25 protein-coding genes and 1 pseudogene are annotated in these 24482 nt (G+C 43.7%); 15 read left to right on the forward strand and 11 right to left on the reverse strand.

Translation table 11 applies throughout. The features are described from left to right. Positions 1–59: 59 nt before the first annotated feature. Positions 60–221: pseudogene (locus BMY80_RS12795) on the forward strand (IS3 family transposase); the annotation flags it as partial. Here the strand turns inward: BMY80_RS12795 and BMY80_RS12555 are convergent. The 3 genes from BMY80_RS12555 to BMY80_RS05565 are packed head-to-tail and all read right to left on the reverse strand — an operon-like array spanning position 175 to position 2092. After that, positions 175–498, reverse strand: coding sequence for a virulence RhuM family protein (locus BMY80_RS12555; RefSeq protein ID WP_245730062.1), 324 nt, complete (start codon positions 496–498; stop codon positions 175–177). The pseudogene BMY80_RS12795 and the gene BMY80_RS12555 sit on opposite strands and share 47 nt — an antisense overlap. Positions 499–500: 2 nt before the next feature. Then, complete coding sequence (locus BMY80_RS05560) at positions 501–1859, reverse strand: restriction endonuclease subunit S (RefSeq protein WP_177178504.1); 1359 nt, start codon at positions 1857–1859, stop codon at positions 501–503. After that, entirely contained in the window at positions 1859–2092 is a 234-nt protein-coding gene (locus BMY80_RS05565) for a hypothetical protein (RefSeq protein WP_218140321.1), read from the reverse strand. Before BMY80_RS05565 ends, BMY80_RS05560 begins: the two co-directional genes overlap by 1 nt. 207 nt (positions 2093–2299) lie before the next feature. Between BMY80_RS05565 and BMY80_RS05570 the strand changes: the two genes are divergently transcribed. Then, positions 2300–2947, forward strand: coding sequence for a hypothetical protein (locus tag BMY80_RS05570; protein ID WP_093141740.1), 648 nt, complete (start codon positions 2300–2302; stop codon positions 2945–2947). Between the two features lie 126 nt (positions 2948–3073). Here BMY80_RS05570 and BMY80_RS05575 read toward each other — a convergent pair whose 3' ends face one another. The 5 genes from BMY80_RS05575 to BMY80_RS05595 all read right to left on the reverse strand — a co-directional run bounded on the left by BMY80_RS05575 (position 3074) and on the right by BMY80_RS05595 (position 8327). After that, on the reverse strand, positions 3074–3700 hold the full coding sequence (locus BMY80_RS05575; protein WP_093141743.1) for a hypothetical protein: 627 nt from the start codon (positions 3698–3700) through the stop codon (positions 3074–3076). A gap of 75 nt (positions 3701–3775) precedes the next feature. Then, positions 3776–4009 carry a primase-like DNA-binding domain-containing protein gene (locus BMY80_RS05580; RefSeq protein WP_093141746.1) on the reverse strand — a complete coding sequence of 78 codons (234 nt, stop codon included), beginning with the start codon at positions 4007–4009 and terminating at the stop codon, positions 3776–3778. Positions 4010–4110: 101 nt separating this feature from the next. Next, positions 4111–5292, reverse strand: coding sequence for a TatD family hydrolase (locus tag BMY80_RS05585; RefSeq protein ID WP_093141749.1), 1182 nt, complete (start codon positions 5290–5292; stop codon positions 4111–4113). 344 nt (positions 5293–5636) lie between these two features. Beyond that, positions 5637–6419 carry an SIMPL domain-containing protein gene (locus BMY80_RS05590; protein WP_093141752.1) on the reverse strand — a complete coding sequence of 261 codons (783 nt, stop codon included), beginning with the start codon at positions 6417–6419 and terminating at the stop codon, positions 5637–5639. A 510-nt stretch (positions 6420–6929) separates the two neighbouring features. Further along, positions 6930–8327: an AAA family ATPase gene (locus BMY80_RS05595; protein WP_093141755.1), complete on the reverse strand. Its 1398-nt coding sequence runs from the start codon at positions 8325–8327 to the stop codon at positions 6930–6932. Positions 8328–9092: 765 nt separating this feature from the next. Between BMY80_RS05595 and rsxA the strand changes: the two genes are divergently transcribed. The 9 genes from rsxA (at position 9093) to BMY80_RS05640 (ending at position 17204) form a co-directional block, all read left to right on the forward strand. Next, positions 9093–9671 carry an electron transport complex subunit RsxA gene (gene rsxA, locus BMY80_RS05600; protein WP_031580038.1) on the forward strand — a complete coding sequence of 193 codons (579 nt, stop codon included), beginning with the start codon at positions 9093–9095 and terminating at the stop codon, positions 9669–9671. Between the two features lie 159 nt (positions 9672–9830). Further along, positions 9831–10379 carry an RnfABCDGE type electron transport complex subunit B gene (locus BMY80_RS05605; protein WP_031580036.1) on the forward strand — a complete coding sequence of 183 codons (549 nt, stop codon included), beginning with the start codon at positions 9831–9833 and terminating at the stop codon, positions 10377–10379. A gap of 1 nt (position 10380) precedes the next feature. Continuing rightward, positions 10381–12318 (forward strand): electron transport complex subunit RsxC, encoded by a 1938-nt coding sequence (rsxC, locus tag BMY80_RS05610; RefSeq protein WP_093141758.1) that lies wholly within the window; start codon positions 10381–10383, stop codon positions 12316–12318. Continuing rightward, positions 12318–13448, forward strand: coding sequence for an RnfABCDGE type electron transport complex subunit D (locus BMY80_RS05615; RefSeq protein ID WP_093141760.1), 1131 nt, complete (start codon positions 12318–12320; stop codon positions 13446–13448). Before rsxC ends, BMY80_RS05615 begins: the two co-directional genes overlap by 1 nt. Next, complete coding sequence (locus BMY80_RS05620) at positions 13441–14067, forward strand: RnfABCDGE type electron transport complex subunit G (RefSeq protein WP_093141763.1); 627 nt, start codon at positions 13441–13443, stop codon at positions 14065–14067. The genes BMY80_RS05615 and BMY80_RS05620 overlap by 8 nt, the downstream gene beginning before the upstream one ends. After that, on the forward strand, positions 14067–14756 hold the full coding sequence (locus BMY80_RS05625; protein WP_093141766.1) for an electron transport complex subunit E: 690 nt from the start codon (positions 14067–14069) through the stop codon (positions 14754–14756). The genes BMY80_RS05620 and BMY80_RS05625 overlap by 1 nt, the downstream gene beginning before the upstream one ends. Positions 14757–15062: 306 nt before the next feature. Further along, positions 15063–15851 carry a TatD family hydrolase gene (locus BMY80_RS05630; RefSeq protein ID WP_031580031.1) on the forward strand — a complete coding sequence of 263 codons (789 nt, stop codon included), beginning with the start codon at positions 15063–15065 and terminating at the stop codon, positions 15849–15851. Positions 15852–16054: 203 nt separating this feature from the next. Next, on the forward strand, positions 16055–16408 hold the full coding sequence (locus tag BMY80_RS05635; RefSeq protein ID WP_031580030.1) for a histidine triad nucleotide-binding protein: 354 nt from the start codon (positions 16055–16057) through the stop codon (positions 16406–16408). Between the two features lie 16 nt (positions 16409–16424). Next, entirely contained in the window at positions 16425–17204 is a 780-nt protein-coding gene (locus BMY80_RS05640; RefSeq protein ID WP_093141768.1) for a hypothetical protein, read from the forward strand. An 86-nt stretch (positions 17205–17290) separates the two neighbouring features. On the opposite strand, the gene sfsA is transcribed toward BMY80_RS05640, so the two are convergent. Next, on the reverse strand, positions 17291–17977 hold the full coding sequence (sfsA, locus tag BMY80_RS05645) for a DNA/RNA nuclease SfsA (RefSeq protein WP_093141771.1): 687 nt from the start codon (positions 17975–17977) through the stop codon (positions 17291–17293). A gap of 355 nt (positions 17978–18332) precedes the next feature. Here sfsA and BMY80_RS05650 point away from each other — a divergent pair, with 355 nt between their 5' ends. Continuing rightward, positions 18333–19361: a bile acid:sodium symporter family protein gene (locus BMY80_RS05650; RefSeq protein WP_093141774.1), complete on the forward strand. Its 1029-nt coding sequence runs from the start codon at positions 18333–18335 to the stop codon at positions 19359–19361. A 226-nt stretch (positions 19362–19587) separates the two neighbouring features. Here the strand turns inward: BMY80_RS05650 and BMY80_RS05655 are convergent, their stop codons facing one another. Continuing rightward, positions 19588–20118 carry a hypothetical protein gene (locus BMY80_RS05655; RefSeq protein ID WP_093141776.1) on the reverse strand — a complete coding sequence of 177 codons (531 nt, stop codon included), beginning with the start codon at positions 20116–20118 and terminating at the stop codon, positions 19588–19590. A 544-nt stretch (positions 20119–20662) separates the two neighbouring features. Here BMY80_RS05655 and BMY80_RS05660 point away from each other — a divergent pair. The 3 genes from BMY80_RS05660 to BMY80_RS05670 all read left to right on the forward strand — a co-directional run bounded on the left by BMY80_RS05660 (position 20663) and on the right by BMY80_RS05670 (position 23079). After that, positions 20663–21409, forward strand: a complete 747-nt coding sequence (locus BMY80_RS05660) for an alpha/beta fold hydrolase (protein WP_093141779.1) — start codon at positions 20663–20665, stop codon at positions 21407–21409. A 736-nt stretch (positions 21410–22145) separates the two neighbouring features. After that, positions 22146–22394, forward strand: coding sequence for a hypothetical protein (locus tag BMY80_RS05665; protein ID WP_093141782.1), 249 nt, complete (start codon positions 22146–22148; stop codon positions 22392–22394). Positions 22395–22659: 265 nt separating this feature from the next. Further along, positions 22660–23079 (forward strand): type II toxin-antitoxin system death-on-curing family toxin, encoded by a 420-nt coding sequence (locus BMY80_RS05670; RefSeq protein ID WP_093141784.1) that lies wholly within the window; start codon positions 22660–22662, stop codon positions 23077–23079. Positions 23080–23294: 215 nt separating this feature from the next. Here BMY80_RS05670 and BMY80_RS05675 read toward each other — a convergent pair whose 3' ends face one another. Beyond that, on the reverse strand, positions 23295–24065 hold the full coding sequence (locus tag BMY80_RS05675) for an LbetaH domain-containing protein (RefSeq protein ID WP_051621925.1): 771 nt from the start codon (positions 24063–24065) through the stop codon (positions 23295–23297). Positions 24066–24482: the final 417 nt, after the last annotated feature.

A 24482-nucleotide genomic window follows, 5' to 3' on the forward strand; every position in this document is an offset into this window, starting at 1 on the left:
CTCTGTGATTCATACTGGCAGTCATCAACGGTACGCCGGATGTTCCTCATATGACTCGTTCTGATTATTACTACACGATAAATAAAATTGACAAGGACGAAAAGAATCAGGAACTTACAGAAAAGATCAAGGCAATATATGCTGAACATAAGAAGCGTTACGGCTATCGTCGTATCAGCCTAGAATTGGTTCTCCGAGGTTACAATGTAAATCATAAAAAGGCAACTCCCGTGAAACGGTTCTGCTTCCTTCCTGACGAACCTGTCGGAATTTCCGACAGGTTGAAATTTCATCAAGTTCTCCTTCTTCATATATATGAGCAATATGCTCAACAATATTTGTTCTAGAGGTTTTAAACAATTCCACCATTTGTTGCTGTGATAACCATACAGTTTCATCAACAAAGCGGACATCGATCTTTGTTTTACCATCTTCAGCTTGGTAAATGATTACATCACCTTGGTTGTCACTAGGAATAAGATCTTGTTTATTAGTCATAATTACAAATTTTGATCCTCGTTTTCCTCTTCACACTTAGAGTCTTCATAGATAATGTTATATTCGTCATCACATACGTGCTCAGGAATTATTGTGTCACGAACATCAATTTTGCCTGTAACGGTATCAGCAATGACTCGCTCTTTGAGTTCATTCAGCAAAGTAATTTCTTTAATTAGAATATCTTCGCAACGTTTCGTATTCACTTTAAAAAAGTTGATATTCGCAATTATTTCTTTTTGTTCATCTATAGGGGGAATAGGAAGTTCTATTGAATTAAAGTCATTCGTGTATAATCGCCAAAAGCCTTCAACAACGCCTCGTACGCGAGTTCTCAACTCGCCACGACACTTATTGCTCTTCAATACTATTTCAGCAAAAGAAGGAAGAATTCTTTCCGACTTTGGTTTAAGTACTGTGTAATCAGGACTAATCACCCCATACTGAGGCGATAATGAAAATACTCCTAAGTGAGCCTTAAGTCTATTTAAAACAAGGTCGTTCTCATAACACAGTTTGCCTCCTTTATATGATTCTGAAAGCAATCTTCGTTCATCTAGTTGGCTATCAGGAATAAGACCATATTTCTGGCTCATAGAAAGATGTTGTTCCTTTCCATCTTCTGAACGTTCATCTCTTTCAGAAAACAAAAATTTACACCTTATGGTTTCCCAATGTTTTGGTATATCTTTTATCCACTCAATACCTGAATCTTTCATTTCAACATTTGTATTAATCCCATGTGTTATAACCTCAGAGATATGAGCGTCCAATTTTTCACGAAATAATACTATTTGCTTCTTTTTTATGCGTATCAACTTATTGATACACGAAACCTTCCAATCCAGAAATTTCACGATCTGATCTTGTTCGGAACGGGGAGGAACTGGATAAAACTGAGAGGCAAACACTTCAAAACGGAAGTCAGAAGAACGTTCTCTTATTCCTCGATATAGAGACTGTATATAGCCAGTCCTAGCCATTTCACGTAATAACATTGCATAGTATTGATTATTACTATCACCTTTAGCTTGACACACACTATATACGGGGGTTCCTTTTCCATCAGAATCTGAAACACCTATCGAACCTGCAAATGCATCCATGACATGGATAACCAGATCACCTTTGCGAATCCCTTGATAACCAATTTCCTTCAAGGACTCGGTAAAACCTGAAATTCTACGATTTTTTCTTAAAGTTACTGTTCCATCACGAAAACATGTTACAACTTCATCGAATTCCCTCACTGGACGTTGCATTTTTGCAAACAAGTTTTTCCCTCGCATCAACCCCCAATATGCAGGTATTCTTTCTATCCATGGAACGGGATTATCCGTGTATTCACTGTATTTATTCATCAAAGCCCCTCCATAATTTCAGCAAGCACACCATCTGCTTCCTTTTCTAGAGCTTTTAGACTTTCCAATATGTCACTCATTTCACGCAGTTCTACAGGCTTGTAGAAATATTTGGTAAAGCTGATTTCATAACCGATAACTGTTTTCTTTTCATCTACATAAGCATCAGGAGCGTAAGACAATACTTCATTCTTCATGAAAGCATCAATACCGCCTTCATAGGTGAATGGCACGATTTCAAATTCACCGCATGATACCACAGTGCATACACAATATTCCGAGCAGAATTTCGCAAAATCGAAAAAACAATAGACTTTGCGCAATTTCTATGCTATTTAAAGTTCTATTCTCTTTATTTATCACTCACATACAACTTGCTATCCAGCCACCTTAAAGGGATATATATGTACCGACCTAAGACAACAAAGGAAGGTACAATCATGCAAACAAATATTAGATTCTATTTACAGCCAAAGCAGAGACCTAAACTCGCTGAAGAAATAGCCACGGCACTCCGTGCCATTCCGTGCTATCAGAAAGTACCGAGCATGGCTTACAAAATCGGAGACTGCACTTTAGAAAAGGACGGAACCTTACGAATTCCGGATACTGTAGATAAGGAAACAATTGAACGTCTGCTTATCCACTTAGCTGACAAGGGATTTACCGGAAGCACGGAACAGACTGAGGATAGGCTTATCATATCCATGCCCAAAAACAGCTTCACCGAATCGGCTCTCGCCAATCTGCAGAAACTGATTGAGAACAAATCAGAACTGCTTGCACGAGCGTTTGTTACTGATAAGCTGGCTCTTGAAATCACGGAGGATAATGTAAGCTTTGCCTGGTTTCAGTTCACCACCAATCCCGATGAGGTGTCTGCCTACACTGAGTTTGTGAGCAGACTCTGCGATCTGGCAAGGAAGCTTAAACGGGTATCCTCCTGCACCAATCAGTCCGACAATGACAAGTACGCATTCAGGTGCTTTCTGCTAAGGCTAGGTTTCATCGGTGACGAGTACAAAAAAGCCCGTAAGGTTCTGCTTAAAAACCTCACGGGCAATTCTGCATTCCGCTACGATAAGTAAAGCGATTCTAATGGTGCTCTGCTACTTTATGCGGAGCACTTTTACCGCCTCATTGCGGATCAGTTTACCGTCAAGAAGCTCGTAGGCTAAATAGCCAATCTGCCCATTGATGGTGTTAACCTCCGGCTACATACTGTCAAAGTCAAATTTTGTAGACACCATTCTGTCATTTTCATCAAATATAACTAACAGATATCTGGAATAGATATCACCACGTCCCCTAACCATCAATTTATCAGATTTCTCTTTAAGAATTTCTCGTGTTTCTTCCCTAGTCATACCGGGTTTTAATTTGAAGGACAACTGGCGAAGAAGAGAATGCTCTTTTAACATTTCGTCAGCTTCATCCCAATAATGCTCTCTTGCCACCAGACAGGAGGGGCCATTGTCCTTATCCCAGATTACTGCAATATTGAGCTCATTACACTGATATGATGATGCAGCTGTTTCATCAGGAGTAAACTTGCTTTTATCAAAAATATTGAAAAAATGCTTTTCATATTTTGGGTATATTAATTTTCCGTTATACCAGACTTCAAAAAAGCCCTTTTCCATTCCCAAAAATTCAACCGACTCGAGAAGTCCGTTTTCATCATAATCCAAACGCATACTGTAGTCTCTATAGATATCCGATCTTCCTTTAAACCACGGAGTATAAGTTGCATTCCCCATTGCCTTTCTGGCATCTTCCCTTGTCATATTGAAGACCAGATCTCCTATTGATTTATTTGGTATCCATTCAAAAACTTTCATATTAAACCTCCCAATTATTGTTTTCTAATCTGTTTACGAATTTCAGCATTTCTTTGATTTCTCTAAAGTACCGCCTTAACCTCTGCGAACGGTCATATCTGCAAAGCTGGTATTAAGATGTTCAGCCAGCGTGTTTCTGAACTCTCTGGCGGTCTTGAAATAACCGTGATTGTTATCGGCACACCATGCTTTATAGACGTCATACACTTTCCCGGTAGTGCATTGGTCGGAGATCTTTCCGTCCTCACGTTCCATCATGCACTCATGGTAGAAAGCGATAACGGTATTGTTCTCGTATCTGTACATCATTCATATACAAATTCACTCACCACGATACCGCATGAAACGGGAGTTTTTCAACGATATGCAACGATATGAATGACCATCAGATACGCTCCGAAAAGAAGAATTCAGAACAGTTCCTCAACATTCCGATGCAGTCTTCCTGCAGTCTCCTCCTTCCCGATACCGAAAATTTCAGAAAGCCTTTCGACTATATGAATCAGAAGATCCGGTGAAGCCGCGGACCTGCGGCGTGGTGAAAAACATGAATCATCCGCTGATGCCTGTTCTCCGCCGCTGTCAGTGTCGGGAGCTGAAGATGAAGAGTTTTCAGGAAGATTCATGTACATGTACGGATAATCGGTTTCCAGAACCAGATTATCGATTCCCGCATACCGTACCGCCTCCTCCAGTTTATGAGACTCTGTCGCCAGAAGCATTGGACCGATACCGAGTTTTAACCCCCTGCGGAGATACTGTTCGGCTCTTGAGGAATTTCCGGTAAAGGCATGGATGATTCCTTTTACCCGGTTGAGTCTTTTCAGCTCGTGCAGTATCTCATTGTCTCCACCGACACCGTGAATATTGACCGGAAGATGATTTTCCACGGCAAAGATCAGATGTTCATGCAGAGCTTCCGTCTGAACATCCAGCGGAACTGTATCCCTGAATCTTTTATCTATACCGATTTCCCCGACAAAAAGCTTCTTTACCGGATGTCCGTCTGCAGTGACGGATTTTTCCTCCGGAGCGGCCGGACTTTCTGAAAAAACTCTCCTGATGAGTTCATACTCAGTCTTAAGTTTTTCACGTGAAAAATCCCCGGCATACATTGGATGAACTCCCATACCGCAAAAGATTTCAGGGAAAGACGCATCAGCATGAGCTTTACTGAAAACCCGTAAAAGACGCAGATTTCTAAGTCCTTCAAAGTGCGTAACCGCAGGCGCCATGATTTCTGAAACGGAGGCTTCTGCAGATCGTAAAAGAAGACGTTCAAGCTCTTCAAAAACCTCTCTGCCTGAATTTCCGGTGAGCTTTACGAGAGCTTCAGTAAACGCATCGACCTCTCCTTCGTCCCGGCACAGCAGAAAATCATCCCTTACGACAGGCATTTCACCGTTTAAGGAGCAGGCGTTAAAAACCGAGGGGTAAAGACTTATGAGACGGGAATCAGCCGTTCGGAAAATATGACAGTGAGTATCGGTAATACCGCAGGAAACGTCTGATAATGAAATTTTGTCTGAAACGGAGGAGTCATCACCTCTCAGAGCCTTCGATTCATTCGGGGCCGATGCGGAAAACTGCACGGGATACTCCTCTTTCTGTAACGGAACGGATAATGACGGCACGGATATGAACTAAAACAGCCCCTGCTCCCCGGCATCGGAAGTCTGAACTGAAAACATAAACTGAAGGCTCCGGTATTTTTCAGGATGCGACAGACTCACTGACCTTCCGAGAACAGGTCATGCTGTGACAGGCTGTTTTCTTTTCTGCAGTATTCGTGCCGCCTTCAGGCAGGTTATGAAATACCCTCCGGTGAAAATACATCACCGGCAAACGGTTCTGAAGAAAAGACCGGGCATCACGGTTCTAGAGAACTGAATGCTCATGCAGTCTGTTTATAAGGCGTCTCTGACGGATATTCCTTTTAATTCTTCTTAGTCTGTTCAAGATTGTAGACCACGCTGACATTATCGGTAAATACAAGTTTGTCCGGAGAGTAGACCGCTGAATCAGCGGCACTGTTGGACATCATCATTCCTTTACTCATCATTCGGGGCTGCACATAATCATGTGATGCTCCGTATGACGGAGTATTATAAGAAATCGAGGCTATGGTTCCGAGCCTGACGCCGAGCGCACCTGTAATCTGTCTGGCTTTTGAGGCCGCATCGGCTACCGCATCAAGACGGGCTTTTTCCATAACCGGAGCCGGATTTTCCAGCTCGTAGGAAATGTCATAAATATTGTTTATGCCTGAAGCAACTGCTATATCGAGGACTTTGGAAATCTGTTCGAAATCTCTGATTTTAACCACTACCGTTCTGCTGGCACTGTAGCCTGATACGCGTCGTTCACTGGTCTTGCTGTCATAAACGTAATCAGGATTAACACTGATGCTTTCAGCCTTTATGCTGCCGTCATCCTTTCTGATGCTGTCTTTTAAAGAGGAATCCTTTTTCAGTCCGTCAATGAAAGCCGATACTGATTTTTCAACGGCTTTTCTGGCTGTTTCCGCTGATTCAGACTGAACGGTGGCCGCAACACGAACGTATGCCACGTCAGGCTGAGCCTTTACTGAAGAATAACCCTGGATGGAGATGGTCCCCTGCTTTTCATCGCAGTCCGCATAAGATGAAGCTCCGGTGCAGATAAACACACCTGCAAGAAGCATTTCAGTAATAATGGATGATGTTTTTGATCTAAACATAATCTTTAATCCCAATCATGGTAATCCGTACACTACCACTTACTTAATCTTACAACCAAAACAACATGCATTTTTTTATCGATATCAAAAAAACGCAAATTGACAGACAGACACAAATTAGCACATATTCAGTACAAAGGCTACATAAAAATCCGATAAACACGGGCATCTGAAAGCTACCGGATTTACCTGATACCGGTAATACGGGAGCTGTCAGCACTCACTTTCAGCTGAAAACTTGCAATCGGCTTCGTCTCATTCCGTCATACTTTCAATTAGCACACCTGCATTAGTGCCTAAACTGTTCTTCAGTTCATTGACTTCCGTAGTATATTTTTTTGAATTATTTATCGCTGTATGGACTTTATCCTTATAATTATCATCAAACTTCAGTCCGGTTTTGCTGTATGAACCGCCAGGACATTCCTTCAATACCGATTCTACATTTGATTTTGGGCTCCAGACTATCTTCTTCCGAACGTTTGCCGTATTCACGATCAATTCTCATTATTAATCTTCCCCATCTTCATAATCAGGGTATATAGAATCAAACAGCGGTACAGCCCCGTACCTGCCGTCCAAATAAGCGACATCTATTCTCTTGTCAAATCTTTCCTTGAAACAATCAAAAGGCACTATGGCAGAAGCCCCGTTTTCTTTTCTATCGATGAAATAAATTTCATCCTGTCTGAGTAAATTAAGATTTAAAAGCCTGCTTTCGTGAGTTGTTATTACTAACTGTATATTATTTTTTCTGGCGATTCTCAGAAATGTTTTTACGAAATAAAGGGTGAGCTGGGGATGCAGACTGCGATCTAATTCATCAATGATGAATAATGAATTCTCTTCAGCAAATAATACAGATAATAAATCCAACAGTCTTCTTGTTCCATCAGACTCTTCCCCAAGAGAAAATTTCACATCAGAAACACCAAAATGTTCAAAACAGATTTCCTTGAATTTGATTTCATCACCATTAATAGAAATTAATATCAAATTACCATTAATGTTTACACGCAGAACTCTGCTATCTCTTCCGGATAAAGCTTCTGTTCTTTGCCTGCCTAAAAATTCTATCGTCTTATCAACATCGTCCCGAAGTCTGTAACTCACTTTATCAAAGGCCTGCTCTTTTGAAATTTCGTGTGAAATAATTTTGGAAATTCCTGTGTCAAAACTTGTCAGTGCCTTCATCAAATCTGAAAAATTATCAAAAGACAATGTATCGTATCCAGTGACTGGTGTATTAGGATATAAAATATTTATATTTGAAATCCAGTTATAAACTTCTCTTAAAATTCCAAGTTTTCCATCATTTTTATAGAGTTCAGCCTTATTGGACACAATCTCCTTAAGAAAAAGTTTATAGTAAACATGACTGTAGTCATCCAAATAAATATTCATTCGTCCTGCTATATCAGAGTTCAGGTAATTATCATTAAAATATGAAGTTCCATCATCAGTTTTTCGAGTAAAGATAGTTTCATCTTCATTTTTACCCAATCTGATTAGCCATTCTTCCTTTATTTTCTTTTCAAATATTGAAATTTCAAAGCCGTATGCATAAACAGAATCATTTATAAGTATTTCAAATTCAAAGTATGAATTTCTGTCTTTACCTGATGGATTAAGTCGAAAATAATTATTTCTGTTTGAATCAGCAAAAGAATTTTCTGTGCCCTGAAGAAGAATTGTAACGGCATAATGAATAGCCTTAATCAGATTTGACTTTCCTGATGCATTTGCCCCAAAAATTGAAGCAAACTTGAGTATTTTAAAATCCTTTGCTGAATACAAACGATCTTTATGATTTTTTACATTTCCTGATATCATGGAGAATGACTGATTATCACTTATTGAGCAGAAGTTCCCCACATTGAAACGCACCAGCATACCTGAAACACTCATAATTTTTCTTCTTCTGAGCAACCATGCACATATTTACAATATATCCTACATAATCTCTCATATCAAGCAAATGTGAAAAAATCACATAACGTCACCATTATGAAAATCAAGTAAAAATTAACCTGCGTTTTTCTTTAAGACAACAAAAGCTCACTAATTCAAGAGCTCTGCCTGAAAGAATTTTGATAATTTGTTGTTTTATTACAAAACGAATAATGAGATTATGCGTTTTTTTCGCAAAACCAAACAGAGTTTTCTCTGTTTTTTGAACAGATGAACTGGTGCATACACGTTTATCTTCTCTAAAAAAACAGAATTTCCCCGGGCATGTAAATGTCAGTAAAAGCTGAATGATAAAAAAATATTTTAAAATCACAAAATATGTGCGATAATCTCACTGTTTTATTTCCTAGTATATCACTAGTTATAATATGAATTATACAGAATCCCTTAGTTTAAAGGGCTGTTCGGTGACGGATATTTTATTTATCTAAAATTTCTTAACGCGTTTTCTCCTGAGCATGCGCTGTGAAACAGAACTTTTCGGCACAGAAAATCATAATTCATACAGGAATTAAAAAAATAACGGATACGGCTCTGAAAAATATTGTTTCACATGATTTTTCCTCAACAGTAAAAAGATGTGTAAAGTTATGAATTACAATGTCCGGAACCTGTTTACGCAGGTGCTTCAGACCGGAAATTGTTAAACTCAAATCAGGCATTTGTGATAGAATTAGCGGAAATTTTAGGAATAGAGATAAAATGTCATATTTTTTACTGTTTATTAGTGCAGCCATCGTAAACAACTTCGTGCTGACCAGATTTCTCGGCATCTGTCCGTTCATCGGAGTGTCCAAGCAGTTAAGCTCGGCTACCGGCATGGGACTTGCCACCACTTTCGTACTTGTTCTGACTTCCGCAGCATGCTATCTGATGGATAAGCTGGTTCTGGTACCTCTTGATATCACCGAGCTGAGACTTATCTCCTACATTGTGGTTATAGCAGGCGTTGTTCAGTTCACCGAAGTGATGGTCAGATACATAAGCCCCGAAATCTTCAAGCTTCTGGGGATTTATCTCCCTCTCATCACCACCAACTGTATCGTTCTCGGTCTGGCTCTGCTAAATATAAGCCTGGAATACAATTTCCTTGAGGTTCTGGTATTCAGTCTGGGCGCCGGAGCAGGCTTTTCACTGGTGCTGATTATTTTCGCCGCCATGCGCGAAAGACTGGTACACGCCAACGTACCGGGTCCGTTCAAAGGAAGCGCCATAGCTCTGATTACCGCAGGTCTGCTGTCCATGGCTTTCATGGGCTTTACAAACCTCATCGGTCAGTAACGTTTTCCCGTCCCTTTTTCCATTAGCGACTCTGTCATGTACAGGTGTCAGCATATACTGAAATTAAGGTATACGGTGTCGGACCGCAATAATTTCGCAGATGCGAAAAGCATAAAAAACTAAAACAAACACATAAAGGAAGATATTGGTAAAAGCATCATGTTAGAGCAATTTACGGTTATACTGATTCTGACTGCCGGCGTATTCTGTCTGGGTTTTCTGCTCAGTGTCGCCAGCAAAAAGTTCAGAGTCGAATCAAAAGACCCTACGGCTGATCTGATAAACAGCAACCTGCCTCAGGTACAGTGCGGTCAGTGCGGATACGTAGGCTGTTCCGAATACGCAGCCGCCGTTGCCGCCGGCAAGGCCCCCATCAACCTCTGTACTCCGGGAGGAGACGCGGTTATCAGAAAGATCGCGGAGATCATGCACATTCCCGTTACCTCAACCTACGGTATGAAGGAAGAGGAACGAATTGCCTGCATCAGCGCGGAAAACTGTATCGGTTGCGGCAAATGCGCCAGGACCTGCCCGTATGACGCCATTGAAGGACAGCTCAAGCATCCATACCATGTCATTCCTTCCTACTGCATGAGCTGCAGCAAATGTATCGATGCCTGCCCGAAGAAGTGCATCGCCATGGTAACCCCTGATCCAACCACAGATACATGGGACTGGGTGATCGAAAATTCAGAGGAGAGCAGATAAGATGTCCAGATGGGATAAAATCAAAAACGGGGTATTATTCCGTTTCAAAGGCGGTATATACCCTCCTGAAAACAAAATCACCGCAGACAAACCGATTGAACATATTCCGGATCCGGAATACCTGGTTCTGCCGCTGAAACAGCACAGCGGCGCCCCCGCCGACATTCTGGTGAAACCGGGACAGCATGTTCTGGCAGATGAACCTCTGACATCTCCTTCAAGTCCGATGCAGGTGCCTATCCATGCACCTGTTTCCGGAACCGTGGAAGCCGTGGCTCCTGCCGGTGTTCCTCATCCGAGCGGATTCAAGGAACCATGCATCAGAATAAAATGCGACACGCCTGAAGAACAGCAGAAGAACGCTCCTTTCAGTCATGATTCATACCCTGACTACACCTCGGTTGACAGAGAGGTGCTGCTTACCCATATCAACAGAATGGGTATTGCCGGTCTCGGCGGTGCGGGATTCCCGACCGACGTGAAGCTGAGGAGCTCCGCGAAGGCTGAAAACTGTCAGGTACTGATTATCAACGGTGCCGAATGTGAACCTTACATCACCTGTGATGACAGACTGATGCAGGAAAGAGCTGACAGAATCATTGAAGGCATCAGAGTGCTTCAGTATATCCTTAATCCGGTGTATACGGTGATTGCCGTTGAAAACAACAAGCCGGAGGCAATCAGAAAGCTCAGCGAAGCCATTCAGACATCAGGAGTGGAAAACACCAGAGTTACGGAAATTCCGGTGAAGTATCCTTCAGGAGCAGCCAGAAATCTCATTACCGTAATCACCGGTATCGAGATTCCTTATAATGCCCGCTCAACAGCCTACGGCATTGTGGTACACAACGTAAGCACCGTGTATGCGGTAGCCGATGCCGTGCTTCGGGGCAAGCCTCTGACTCACCGCATCGTAACCGTGACAGGTACCGCGCTGGAAAAACAGACAAACGTGGAAATTCCGTTAGGATACAGCATCAGGGAACTTCTTACCCATTTCAGATATCACGCTCCGTCAACTCCCAGAATTATCGTGGGCGGACCGATGATGGGCTTTACCATTCATAATGCGGACGTTCCTGTCATCAAAACATCCAACTGTATTATTGCACCGGCTCAGCATGAAATCGAACGTACCAAGCCGCAGGTAAACTGTATCCGCTGCGGCCGATGCGCCAGAGCCTGTCCGTCACGTCTTATTCCGTATGAACTATACGCATTCTGCGTGGCAAACGAACATGAATCCGCACTTAAATGCGGACTTAAAAGCTGTATCGAATGCGGATGCTGTTCATTCGTCTGCCCTAGTGCCATCCGTCTGATAGCCGAATTCCGTCAGGAAAAGGCTCAGATTAAGATTGAGAAGCTGAAAAAGGACAAGATAAAGGCTGCCAAGGAAAGATATACCCTGAAACAGCAGAAACTTGCAGAGGAAGAAAGACTGAGAGCTGAACGCAAGGCTGCTGCTCTTGCCAAGATCAAGAACCAGCAGGCTTCAGCCGGAGCTTCCGAAAAACCGGCAGCTGCAGGTGCCGATGCCGAACTTGAAGCAAGAAAGAAAGCCGCTCTTGAAAAGGCAGCCGCCATCAAGGCTGCGAGAGCAAAGGCCAAAGCTGAAGCCGCACAGGCTGAAACTGCAGGCACCGGGGTAAAGGCTCCTGCTTCCCAGACTCCGGCTGAACCTGCAGCCGAGAAGGCTTCAAAGAGCGCCGACCTTGAAGAAAGAAAAAGAATAGCACTCGAAAAAGCAGCCGCCATCAAGGCTGCGAGAGCAAAGGCCAAAGCTGAAGCCGCACAGGCTGAAACTGCAGGCACCGGGGCAAAGGCCCTCGAAAAGGCAGCCGCCATCAAGGCTGCCAGAGCAAAGGCAAAGGAAGAAGCCGCCGGAGCCGGACAGGCAAAAGAGACTTCAGCAGATAAAAATAAAGGAGAACAGTAATGAGCAGTAATCTGATTCAGGAGAGTGCTCCGCACGATCTCAGTGTTTCCACCACCGGAAAGGTAATGAGAACACTGATTCTTACCCTGATTCCGGCACTTGCCGCCAGTGTGTATTTTTATGGTTTCGGCATCATCATTACCATGCTTATCACCACAGTAAGCTGCGTTCTTTCGGAAATGATATGCCTTAAGCTGAGAAAGAAAAAAATAAATCTCATCTGGAGAGATTCATCAGCTCTGGTTACGGCCGTGCTTCTGGGATTTACTCTCCCGCCTCTTCTGCCATGGTATCTTTCGGTAATAGGTTCCGTTTTTGCCATCGTGGTTGTAAAGCAGATATTCGGCGGTCTGGGACAGAACATCTTCAATCCGGCCATGGCGGGATTCGTGTTCCTGCTCATAAGCGCCCCGCTGCCAATGACCACCTATGTAAACGCAATGCCTGATGCCTACAGGATAATAAGTCCGTCACGCGCGGCATCCATCATATTCAACGTGGACAGATCAGCCAGTGAACTTGATATAAACAGACAGATCTCAAAGCTTGATTACCTCGACAGATTTCCGGAAAAGGAACAGTTCAGAATAGCCGACGGATACACCGGTTCAACCTTCCTGGTTGACGCCAAACACGAACAGCCGGAAAGGAACGTACAGGGTTTTGTTGCGGAAAACGCCCCTGATCTTTCCTTCTATACCCTTTTTGCCAGAGTGGTAATCGGCGTATGCTTCCTCCTTGGAGGTGCCGTTCTTCTCATCAGGGACATCATTGATTTCAGAATTCCGCTGGCATTCCTCGGAACTTCAGCGGTTCTGACCACCGCATTCTATCTGGCTGCTCCGGAACTTTATCTGGCTCCCTGGTATCACCTGTTCTACGGAGCAACACTGCTTGGAGCCTTCTATATCATGACCGACCCGGTAACGGCAGTTTCCAAGCCGTCTGCCGCATGGATTTTCGGCTGTGTCATAGCAGTGCTTTTCGTAATTATCCGTAACCTTGGCGGATACCCTGATGCGGTAGCCTTCAGCGTACTGCTGGGCAACGCCTGCGCCCCGCTGATTTCAGTAATGACCAGACGACGTGAATTCGGTCAGGGCTTCACTCCGGAGAATATCAATGACTAACAAGACAAACGGCTTCAGAGACTCCTCTCTGTACGTGGGACTCCTGCTCTCACTCATCACCATGTGCTGCCTCGGCATCGTGTTTGCGGTGAAGGACTTTACCGCTGACAGCATCCGTCAGGCAGATATTGAAAAGCAGAACAGTGCCTTCAGACATCTGCTCAACGGAGTTAAGTTTGACAACAATCCCAGTGCCGAATGCTATCTTGCCGACGGCTTCGGTTCAGCAGAAAAAAAAGTGTATGTAGCCAGATCAAAGGATCAGGTTACCGCATACGTGGTTTACTATGATGTGACCGGCGGTTACAGTACTCCGTTCTCAATGGTTGCAGGTGTCGGTGCAGACGGCATCATCAACTACGTCGACGTGGTTGAATTCAATGAAACTCCGGGACTCGGTGACAAGATTTTAAGACGTACCGGAAATTATCTGGACAGCTTCACCGGAACCGGTCTTTCCAACCGCAGATTCGACGTGAAGAAGGACGGCGGCGATTTCGATTACTTCACCGGTGCAACCGTAACTCCGAGAGCAGTGGTACGTTCCACCAGAGCAATGCTCGAACGCATCGGCACACTGGATCTCGGTTCCCTTAAGAAATGTGAGGCAGAGAAATAATGTTTGATAAGATTTCTGAAATTTTCAAGGACGGACTCTGGAACAAGAATCCGGGACTGGTTCAGCTTCTGGGTCTCTGTCCGCTTCTGGCCGTAACCTCAACCGCGGCCAACGCTCTCGGACTCGGCATTGCCACCATTGCCGTGCTTACGGTTTCCAACCTGCTGATTTCAGCGGTAAGAAGACTGCTTAAGGCTGAAGTGCGCATTATCATCTACGTGATAATCATCGCCTCTGTGGTAACCTGCGTACAGCTCTGCATGCAGGCCTATACCGCCGAACTCTACGAAGCGCTGGGACTCTATATATCCCTCATCGTAACCAACTGTATCATCATCGCCAGAGCGGAAATCTTCGCCTCAAGAAACAGCATGTTCTACTCTGCTCTTGACGGTTTCGCCAACGGTCTCGGCTTTACCGCCGTACTTCTCTTTATCGGCGGAGTCAGAGAAATAATCGGCAAGGGCACCCTGTTCTCCGGCATGGATCAGCTTATCGGCGAGTCAGGCAGAAATCTGCAGATAAACCTCTTCAGTGCCGATGACGGTCTGCTGATAGCCATTCTGCCTCCGGGGGCATTCATTACCCTGGGACTTCTGGTGGCTGCAAAGAACTATCTTGATAACCGACTCTACATCAAGAACTCAAGCAAGAAACGCGACAGCGAATCCACCATCGTTACAGAATAACGTACACCTGTACTGGTCAGAAACGGGACAGCATGCTGTCCCGTTTTTCATATAAATTCTCACGTCCTGAATGAAAGCCCCCGATTCATTATGATTCTGAAGTTATGACGCCGGTGCGGCGTAACATCCGGAACACTCCCTCAAAAAACTTAAGACTCCGTAAAAATCAGCTCATTACGGCTGATGACGGAAAGCTGACATCATCATTCATGAATATTTTCGGAATTTTTACGCGAGTTTAAGTATAATGGCGGATATTTTGCCGGAAAGCATGCAATTTTATAAATTTGGTACTGTTGTTTAATTATGTTTTTAGTAGATTCCCACTGTCATCTCGACAGTTTAGATTATCAGAACGTTCATAAGGACGTTGCCGATGTCATAGCCAGGGCTCATGAAGCCGGTGTTACCCATTTTCTCTGTCCCGGAGTTGATCTCGAAAGTTTTCCGAACATGTATGAAATGGTTAAGGATTTCAACGAAGTGTGGTGTGCCTGCGCCATCCACCCTGAAAACATCAACGAAGGAAACAGGGACTGGAAAGACGACGATCTGAGAAAGTTTCTTGCGCTTGACAGAGTCATTGCCGTCGGCGAAACCGGACTTGATTACGTCTGCACACCGGAAACCCGCGACCTGCAGATTCCAAGCTTTGTCAGACAGATTCATCTGGCTGTGGAAACGGACAAGCCTCTAATCATTCATACCCGCGGTTCGGCACTCGAATGCATGGACATCATGAAGGCCGAGGGAGCAAGAGACTGCGGCGGTGTAATGCACTGCTTCTGCGAAGGAAAGGATGAGGCCAGAAAGGCACTGGATCTCGGATTCTATATTTCATTCTCAGGCATCGTAACCTTCAAAAACGGTGAAAACGTGAGAGAAGCCTGCAGATACGTACCTGCGGACATGATGCTGGTGGAGACAGATTCTCCTTATCTAGCCCCGGTTCCAAAAAGAGGCAAACCTAATGAACCTGCATTTGTGGCACACACCGCAAGAGCAGTGGCGGAAATCAAGAACATTCCGTACGAAACCCTGTGTGAAATCACTTCCAGAAACTTTTCATCATGCTTTAAGGTAAGTCTCTCCTGAAGCTGAAACCGTCCCCTGCTTTCGCGATGCAGGTCTTTTGAGGATATGCCCAAAAACTCCCGTCGCGAAAGCATTTTCAGAACATAATGACATTTTTTCCCCGTTAAAAACAGTGTGATAACTGTATAAAACATTTGTACAGAATGTTATAATTACGTGGTATCATTCATGGTACGAACACATAAGAATTTAAGGAGTCACACATGGCAGATGAAACTATTTTTTCAAAGATAATCAGACACGAAATTCCATCAGACATCCGTTATCAGGATGACGACATCACCGTTTTTGCTGATATTGCTCCGAAGGCGAAGGTTCACCTTCTTATTGTTCCTAACAGAGTAATTCCTTCAGTTAACGAACTTGAAGACGGCGATGCCGCATTAATCGGCAAGATGGTTTTAACCGCAAAGAGAATTGCCAAGGAAATGGGCTTTGCTGAAAACGGATACCGTCTGGTTATAAACTGCGGCAAGGACGGCGGTCAGGAAGTTCCTCACCTGCACCTGCACCTTCTCGGCGGTGAAAAACTTCGTATCGTAGGAGCTGGTTTCTAAGGAGTATACCTGTTTTATGTCTGTTAAGATTTGGGCAAAAGTATCATTACTGTTTTTATCCGTTTCCGTGCTTTCCGGCTGTAACATCCTTACTGATCTTTTTCATCAGGATAAAAAGCAGGAAACCAGGGTTGTGGCAGAAGAACCTGCAGTACAGGCAAAGACAACCACGGATAAAAACACTGCAAAGAACAGCAAAAAGAAACAGAAGAAGAATAACAGAACCGGAAAACAGCAGGCTAAAGATAACGGCTCGGCAGTAATCGTTGAAAAGCAGAGTGAACCTGTTCAGGAAGAGAAGATCGTCGAAGCGGCCGATGCTGAAGAAGAAACTCCGGCCACCATTGACGAAAAGCCGACCGTAAGCTCAAAACCCCCTGTTGTCCGCAATACCTGTATCGGCAATGATAACAATATCAAGGCCGGTTTTTCTGAACTTTCCGAAGCTGCCGGATACTCTTTCCAGCCGCGTCAGCCCAACCTCGTCATGGTTACCGGCATAACGGTAGGCAAAGGCGTCTGCAAGGGAGCCTCATCATACAGCAGTATCGTGAAGCATAATCTTGCCGCCTCAGGAAGATTTACCCTTATCGGCAACGACGTAAGTCAGCGTATTCTCAAGGCTGCTTCCGGAACCTCTTACGCATATCTTGTGAGAGTGGCCAAGTCCCAGAACGTGGACTACATTGTTTCCGGAGCCGCCATCAAGAACGGCAACAAGATCAATCTGATTCTGAAGATCACCGACATCAAGTCAGGATCTACAGTATGGCAGAAGAGCAGTTCCCTCCAGTAGGAGAAGCTTAATCAGAAATATAAGGGAGGTTTCCGAAACAACAGGAACCTCCCTTAATCTTTATCAGTACCATCCTGTATCATACATCATTTAAACCATCCAGCAGTTATCTCCCGGGCCACATGTTTAAACGTAAGACTGTCAGGTTCAACGTGACACTCCAGAAACACTACCTGAACCCCTGCTTTTAAGGCCTTTTCAAGAGCCTCTCCGAATTCCGGATGCATGCTGACATTAGGACGCACCTCCCTGATTCCGTCCATCTGAATCACGAATGTAAGAACAGCCGTATATCCTTCCCCGACTGCCCTTACAAGTTCCATAAGATGCCTTACTCCGCGTTCCGTCGGAGCATCAGGAAAATATCCTGTTCCGGCTATTTCGAGAGTGCATCCCTTAACTTCCATCAGAAATCTGCGACTGCCGTATTCCATGTAGAAATCCATGCGTGAATCACCATATGAATGCTCAGGAACAATTCTGTCAAAGCCTAAGGTATCAAGCCATTCCCTGACAACCACGTTGGGTGCCTGACTGTCCATATTGACGAGAAGCCCGTTGCCCTTACGCACGGCAACAAGATCATATACCGTCTTTCTGCCAGGAGTTCCCGGAGCCGTCAGGTAAACCTCACTGCCCTTTATAAGCAGTTCCCGGCATCTTCCGGTATTCTTGACATGCACGGTTTCGACCCCGTCGGCAGTCTCCACATGAGCAATGAAACGGTTGGGCCGATCCAGAAAAACGGCCGGAGTAATATTTTTATATTTCATGGCATTTAATAAAAAATAATACGGACATATGGTAGAAATCGATACTTTATGTACTTATGGCTATCGCACGGTACTTACTTTCTGTTTCAATTATAGTACAGATTAGAACTTATACTTTTCTTCCAATGACAGATCCCGAAAAAAAATCAGGTTCTTCACGGAATTGTCGGGAATGTAAATATTGAAGAAGGGGCAAAAGTATTCCGGTATATAACAGGCTTTGCTCAATGACGCTATTGAATGTCTCATTAAAAGTTTTAAAATAGTAGGCAAACGTATTTAACACATCTTTATCGTTTATCCGCGCCCCCTATCAGCAGACAGTGCCGGAATAAACGAATAAACTGGAGCTTTTATGAGATTATTGGGTCTATTAAGCCTTATAAGTGCTGTTCTTGCCAGATATACCGCAGTATTTGTTATCGGTGCAGGTGTACTGGCTTATTTCATTCCATCCCTTTTTACCTGGGTATCAGGCTACAAACAGATTATCGTGCTGGCCGTAATCATGCTGGCAATGGGTGTAAGCCTCAAGGCTGAGGATTACAAAATCCTGGCAAAACACCCTTTTGATATCTGTATCGGTGCCGTGGCTCAGTTTACCATTATGCCTCTTACCGCCTTTGCGATTGCAAAACTCTTCAATCTGTCTGACGGTCTCACACTGGGGCTTATTCTGGTGGGAAGCTGTCCCGGCGGTGTATCTTCCAACATCATGAGTTATCTCTGCCGCGGTGACGTGGCCTATTCCGTCGGCATGACCACCGTATCCACCCTGCTGGCTCCGGTAATGACTCCGCTGCTTATCACCCTGCTGCTCAGTAAAGACGTCAGCATGGATCCCTGGTCAATGGTTAACTTCCTTATTATGGTGACCATTATTCCGGTAGGTCTCGGCTCTCTTTCCAACATTGCCTTCGGCAAAAAAAGGCTCTTTCAGGAAACAGTCAAACTTATGCCCGGAGTTGCGGTTATCGCCTTCTCTTTCATCGTCGGCGGAGTTATCGCGGTTCACGGTGAAAAATTCCTGGAATCAGGCCTTATTATCTTCGCCTGTATCTTCCTGCATAACGCCGTAGGATACGTACTGGGATATCTTGCAGCAATGCTCAACAGAATGAGTGTTGCCAAAAGACGTACTCTTTCAATTGAAGTCGGTGTACAGAACGCGGGGCTTGCCACCGGACTCAGCACCAAGTTCTTCCCTATGGTGCCTGAAGCCGCAATAGCCTCAGCAGTATCATGCGTATGGCACTCCGTCTCCGGAACCATTCTTGCCAACCTGTATCTTCTCATGGATAACCGCAGAGAGAAAAAGAACGGTGTGAATCCGGCAGCGGGTACTCAGGTGGTGCGTAAAGACAGAGAAATCAGCAGCCGATAACACCGGTTAAAGACTGCTGAATAGAAATACGGCAATTCAGACCGCATTACCGAAAAACAGGGATATGAGTTTAAAACTCATATCCCTTTGTTTTGCCTGAATCTGGAATAAAGCCTTTAATCATCCCTGAGAGCTGACTGTTCCGTATTCTGCCGGGGTTGAGATATTTCTTTACGAGGGAGAAGTAACAGGCAATTGTGACGGTGACGGGAACTGAAAACGCAACCTATTCCGGAATATAGTTCCATACTCCGAGTTCACCGTAATTATCGGCAAGATCCTCTTCAAGAGGAATGCCGCAGCTCCATCTCATCACCAGGCTTGAGGCATAGATTTCGTCATCTGTTTCCCTTTCGTCATAGGCAAGAAGTCCGGTGCTGTTATGGGCAATGGTTCTCAGAACGGAGATATTCTGTCTGATGAATTTCACCTGATCGGTGTAATCAGCGTTGGCCACCAGTTTAAAAAGACCGTTCATGGCATTGATGAACACCTGAATGTCATGAAGCTGATCCGTGGTAAACCACTGCCTTGCGGAATCTTCATCTGTTGATCTGATTTCAGTCCCGTCATTATCTTCGGAAGCATCATCGAGGAATACAAAACCGCTGTCTGATGATTCATCATCGTAAGCCGTCATGCTGAGGTCGTAAACAGCTTCATTACTTGCGTTTTCTTTAGAATTATCCCCTGCTGATTCATCCTGATTCCTCTCAGCAGCGGATACATCAGCTTTATTATTGTTTTCAGAACTCATGGCTTCTCACTTAACAGTTATTCTTTAAATATACATGCCGGTAGTTTAACGGCACAGGCAGATTGAGAATGTGTCGCAGACGACATATTCGCACGTTTGCATAAATAAAAATACAGCATGACAATTGTGAAAAATAAAATTAACCGACATTTTTGCTGTAATCGTACCCGAAAAAGTAAAAATTTCTGTTAACCACGAATTATTTTACCTTTTTGCACTTATGCCGTTCACTTTACAGAAGACATGAGTACACATTTATTGAATGACCGGTAATCAGAAATAAAACATCTGCATAAGCAGATTTTTATAAACCTTGAAGGAACTGGTTATGACTCGTGACAACAGCAAATATTATGAATTTCAGGAGCGAACTGCTTCATTGTGTTTCAGTTATCCTTTCGATTTTTATTCGGCAGATAATGTATACAGGACTTCATTCTTGACGTTTTGAATATTCTTTAATAAAGTAACACCTGTCTGACGTTACATGTCGTCATCAGTTGAATATCAGTGCTCTGCAGAGGAACAAAAAGGATAACAGAATATGCTACAGATTGTTTTTTTACCCGGATTTCTGGGAACCGCCCATGAATTTCTGACCTTTGCAGACAAATTCTCCATAGGCGCGCAGATCATATCCCTGCCGGGGTCCGGATGCAGTGATGCCGAGGTGGATTTTACCAGCGTAAATGACTGGCTGGAGGAACAGCTTATAGGCCTGAAGGTAAAGGAATGCATCCTTTACGGATATTCCATGGGTGGCAGAATAGCAACCCATTATGCCCTTACCGCTGAACGTCCGAAGGTTAAGGTAAATGGACTTATCCTTGAAAGCTCCGGTTTCGGCATTGCGGACAAGGCCGAGAGAAAAGAAAGATTCAGAAACGACAAAGTCTGGGCTGAAAAGTTTGCCTCAGGTCCGATGAAGGATGTGGTTACAGAATGGTATGGTCAGCCTGTTTTTGCGGATCTTGATGAAGAGGAAAAGGAAAAAATCATTCTGATGCGCTCACGCAATATCGGAGAAAGAATGGCCAGAACTCTTACCGGACTGAGCACAGGTAAAATGCCTTACCTTGGCAGTCTTATAAAGGATACAAACCTTCCGCTTCTCTATCTTTACGGCGAAAACGACGTAAAATACAGAGAGCTCGCCTTAAAGCTTGCCGAAGCCCGTAATCCCGCCATAACCGTAACCGGAATCAGCGGATGCGGACACAACATTCATATGAAAAAGCCAGAAGAAATAGTACTCGGCATCAGTCAGTATCTTGAGAAGAATTTTTCATAAAAAGGAATCCGTACTGAAAAAACAACCGTTTCTGAGGACACATACCTGAAACTGCTGCCGTTTCCGTATTCTCAGCACCTGCAGGAAGGTAATACGGCATGCCGGTGTACTTCTGCAGAATTACTGCCGTAATGCCCTCCTGAATTATCAGAAATATGCTCAGGTCTGCAGGTACGGATGCGGTGGAGGCTTCAGATGTTTTACCTTTTTATCAAATCAGAACAAATCCCTCAAAGATGCGGTTAAAACACCGGAAATTCCACCCTGCCTCACATCACACTTCTTAAAATTTTTTGACAAATGCCTTAAATAACAATGATTAATTAAACAATCATTTGAATCGCTCTGCAATTGATGTCATAAATTAATGTAGGGGTTCCATAGTCGGGACTGCGGTTATCTGTCTAGTCGTATCAGCCGGATAAGCGCCGTTGATTTTTAAAACCATAGAATGTTTACCTCAGGTTCCGAAAATACTCATCGAATGATGCATAAAACCGGAGCTGTGTCATCTGCCTGTTTCATCTGTTATCAGAACAACTTCAGTAAAAGTCATCCGTGAATTTTACCGTTACATATGATTAGAATCATGTCATCACGGCTGTAGTCCGATCCTTACAGGCTTGTTTCCGGAAGGTAATAATCTATGGTTTCAGGAGTTTTCTTTAGCCCTGTAGTTTAGAAAGCTCCGTATATTATCAGTCGTAAGACCGGAATAATATATCTGGAGAGGACCATGAGCATAGCAACCTACCATGACATTATGACTGAAGAAATGATTTACGGGTTCATTACAACCCTTAAACGTTTTCATCTTTCTGATGCCGAAATTGATTCAGTGATATCAGACATTCACCGGCTGGATTATTTTCCGAAAATGATCGTCGGTATTCCTGATGAGCTGAAAAGTCCTGAGATTATAAAAGCCATAGTCATGTCCATGGACATGAACTTCAGTATTTACAGGAACCTTACCAGAAAATAAATTACTGACGGCCGGCTACCCTTCATGTTCCGGTTATAAAACCGCAGGGACGGAATGATTTTTAAGAACCGCAGGATTCCGTATTTCGATGATATGCGGTTCAGTAATAATGATAATAATAATTAAGCAACAGCACGCGTAAATATCTGTATCACGTATGTCGGTGTTTTCTGTTCAGATATACGTTATGAGTATGCGTTAATAATAAAAACGGAGAGGACATCTGCCAGCATCACATCGGCGACGGATGTCAAAGGAGAGAAAAATGAAAAAGCTTCTTTCGGTGGATGAGCTGATAGGACTTAATAAATTCCTGTGCGGCTCTGAGCAGATAGAAATAAGAGACAGAAACATACTGGAAAACATTGTACAGAACTACGACTCCATAGATGAATCATCAGGCTATAACACCGGACTTGCAGCCATGATTCTCTACAGTATCCTGAGGGAACATCCCTTTGTATACAACAACAGGGAAACAGCGATTCTCGCTGCTACCACCACCATGATCATGAACGGATGCAGTATCCATGCAACTGATGACGAACTGCAGAATCTTGCCAGAAAAATTGAAATCTGTGAAATAAGCAGAGATGAGGCAAAAAACTGGATATACAACCATTATACCGTCCAGTCATGCGAACCGGGTTCGATTAATGAACCTCGGGTCGCAACCGAGGCTTAATGGGCTTTAAACCCCGTCGTGATTATTTCGACAATATAATCCTTCTGTACTCAATATCCCCAGGCAGGAAAAACAGAAAGCTTCATTCTGTTCCATTCAGTTTCTGACTGACCGGAGCGGTGAAACCGAATATAAAAAATGCAGGAATGAATCAGAAGGATAATACTCATCTGATTACTCCTGCATTGCTTAACTGTCTGACACCTGCCGACTGATTATTTTTTCTTCTTCTTTTCCTGTTCAAATCTGGTGATGGTTCTTTCATCCCAGTTCACGTTTTCACGGATAACCGCCGCCGGAGTTCCTGCTATTACACAGTTAGGTTTGAATCTTTTTTTGGTAACGAGAGAGCCTGCACCCACAATGCAGTCTGAAGGAATAATAACGTCTTTTCCCACAAAAACGTTCATACCTATCCATACATGATTTGCCACGTGAATTCCGAATACCGGCTTATTGATGGCAGCATCCGGATTATCCAGATCATAGATGGTATGTCCGTCTGATGCCCTGAGTTCGAGATTCAGTGCAGACAGAAATCTGTCGCCGACAAGAACCTCCAGATTCTTTTCATCGCCTGCATATACATTCATGTTTCCGACATTGCAGTTATCACCGAAGCAAATCGTTCCGTTTCGGTTACTCAGATTGATGTTCACTGAATGTCTGCTCTTGAAGGACCTGCCTAAATAAATAAGACCGTTCTCTCCCATGGTAACCGAACAGGCCTTAAGACACAGATCATCCCAGATTACGATGGCTGAATTCTTTCCACGGTAATTTATGCGGATACGGTATTCCTTTTCTGCGACTTCAGGCGTTATTACGTCACAGGAAACAGAATCATCAGCTCCGGCATGCAGAACAATAATATTGTTTCCCTGTTTGGTGAGATTATCGTCTCTGAACATTGGTGACAGTAATTTATTTTCTGTTAAAGGAAGATCCCTGATTTTCTGCCTAAAATCATTTACATTGAAAAGCATGACTTCTCCATCATAAACCGGTCTGTATTCAGCGTCACATGATACGACAGGAGTCAGAAACCGACTTACACCTGACCGTCGTATGCTTACCGCTATTTAACCGGAAATCTAAATTCTTTAGTATATTGCTGTACAAAAACCGCGATAATTATACTACACAAAGGAGAAATCAAGACTGTCATTCACGCAACAATTTGAGACAGATTATCATTCCATACGTTCTGTCCGGAATTATCCTCCAAAACATGATCAAAACGCTTAAATTTCCGACATTAGAATATTAATCTGTTTAGAAGGCGCAAACTGAACATTGGTGACAGTAATTTATTTTCTGTTAAAAGATTTTTATTCTATTCTTTTGTTCCATTGGCGGAGGTATCCTTGTCAGAAACAGCTTTGGTTGCCGATTTTAAGCAA

This window comes from Ruminobacter amylophilus (genome assembly GCF_900115655.1).
Classification (GTDB): Bacteria; Pseudomonadota; Gammaproteobacteria; order Enterobacterales; family Succinivibrionaceae; genus Ruminobacter; species Ruminobacter amylophilus.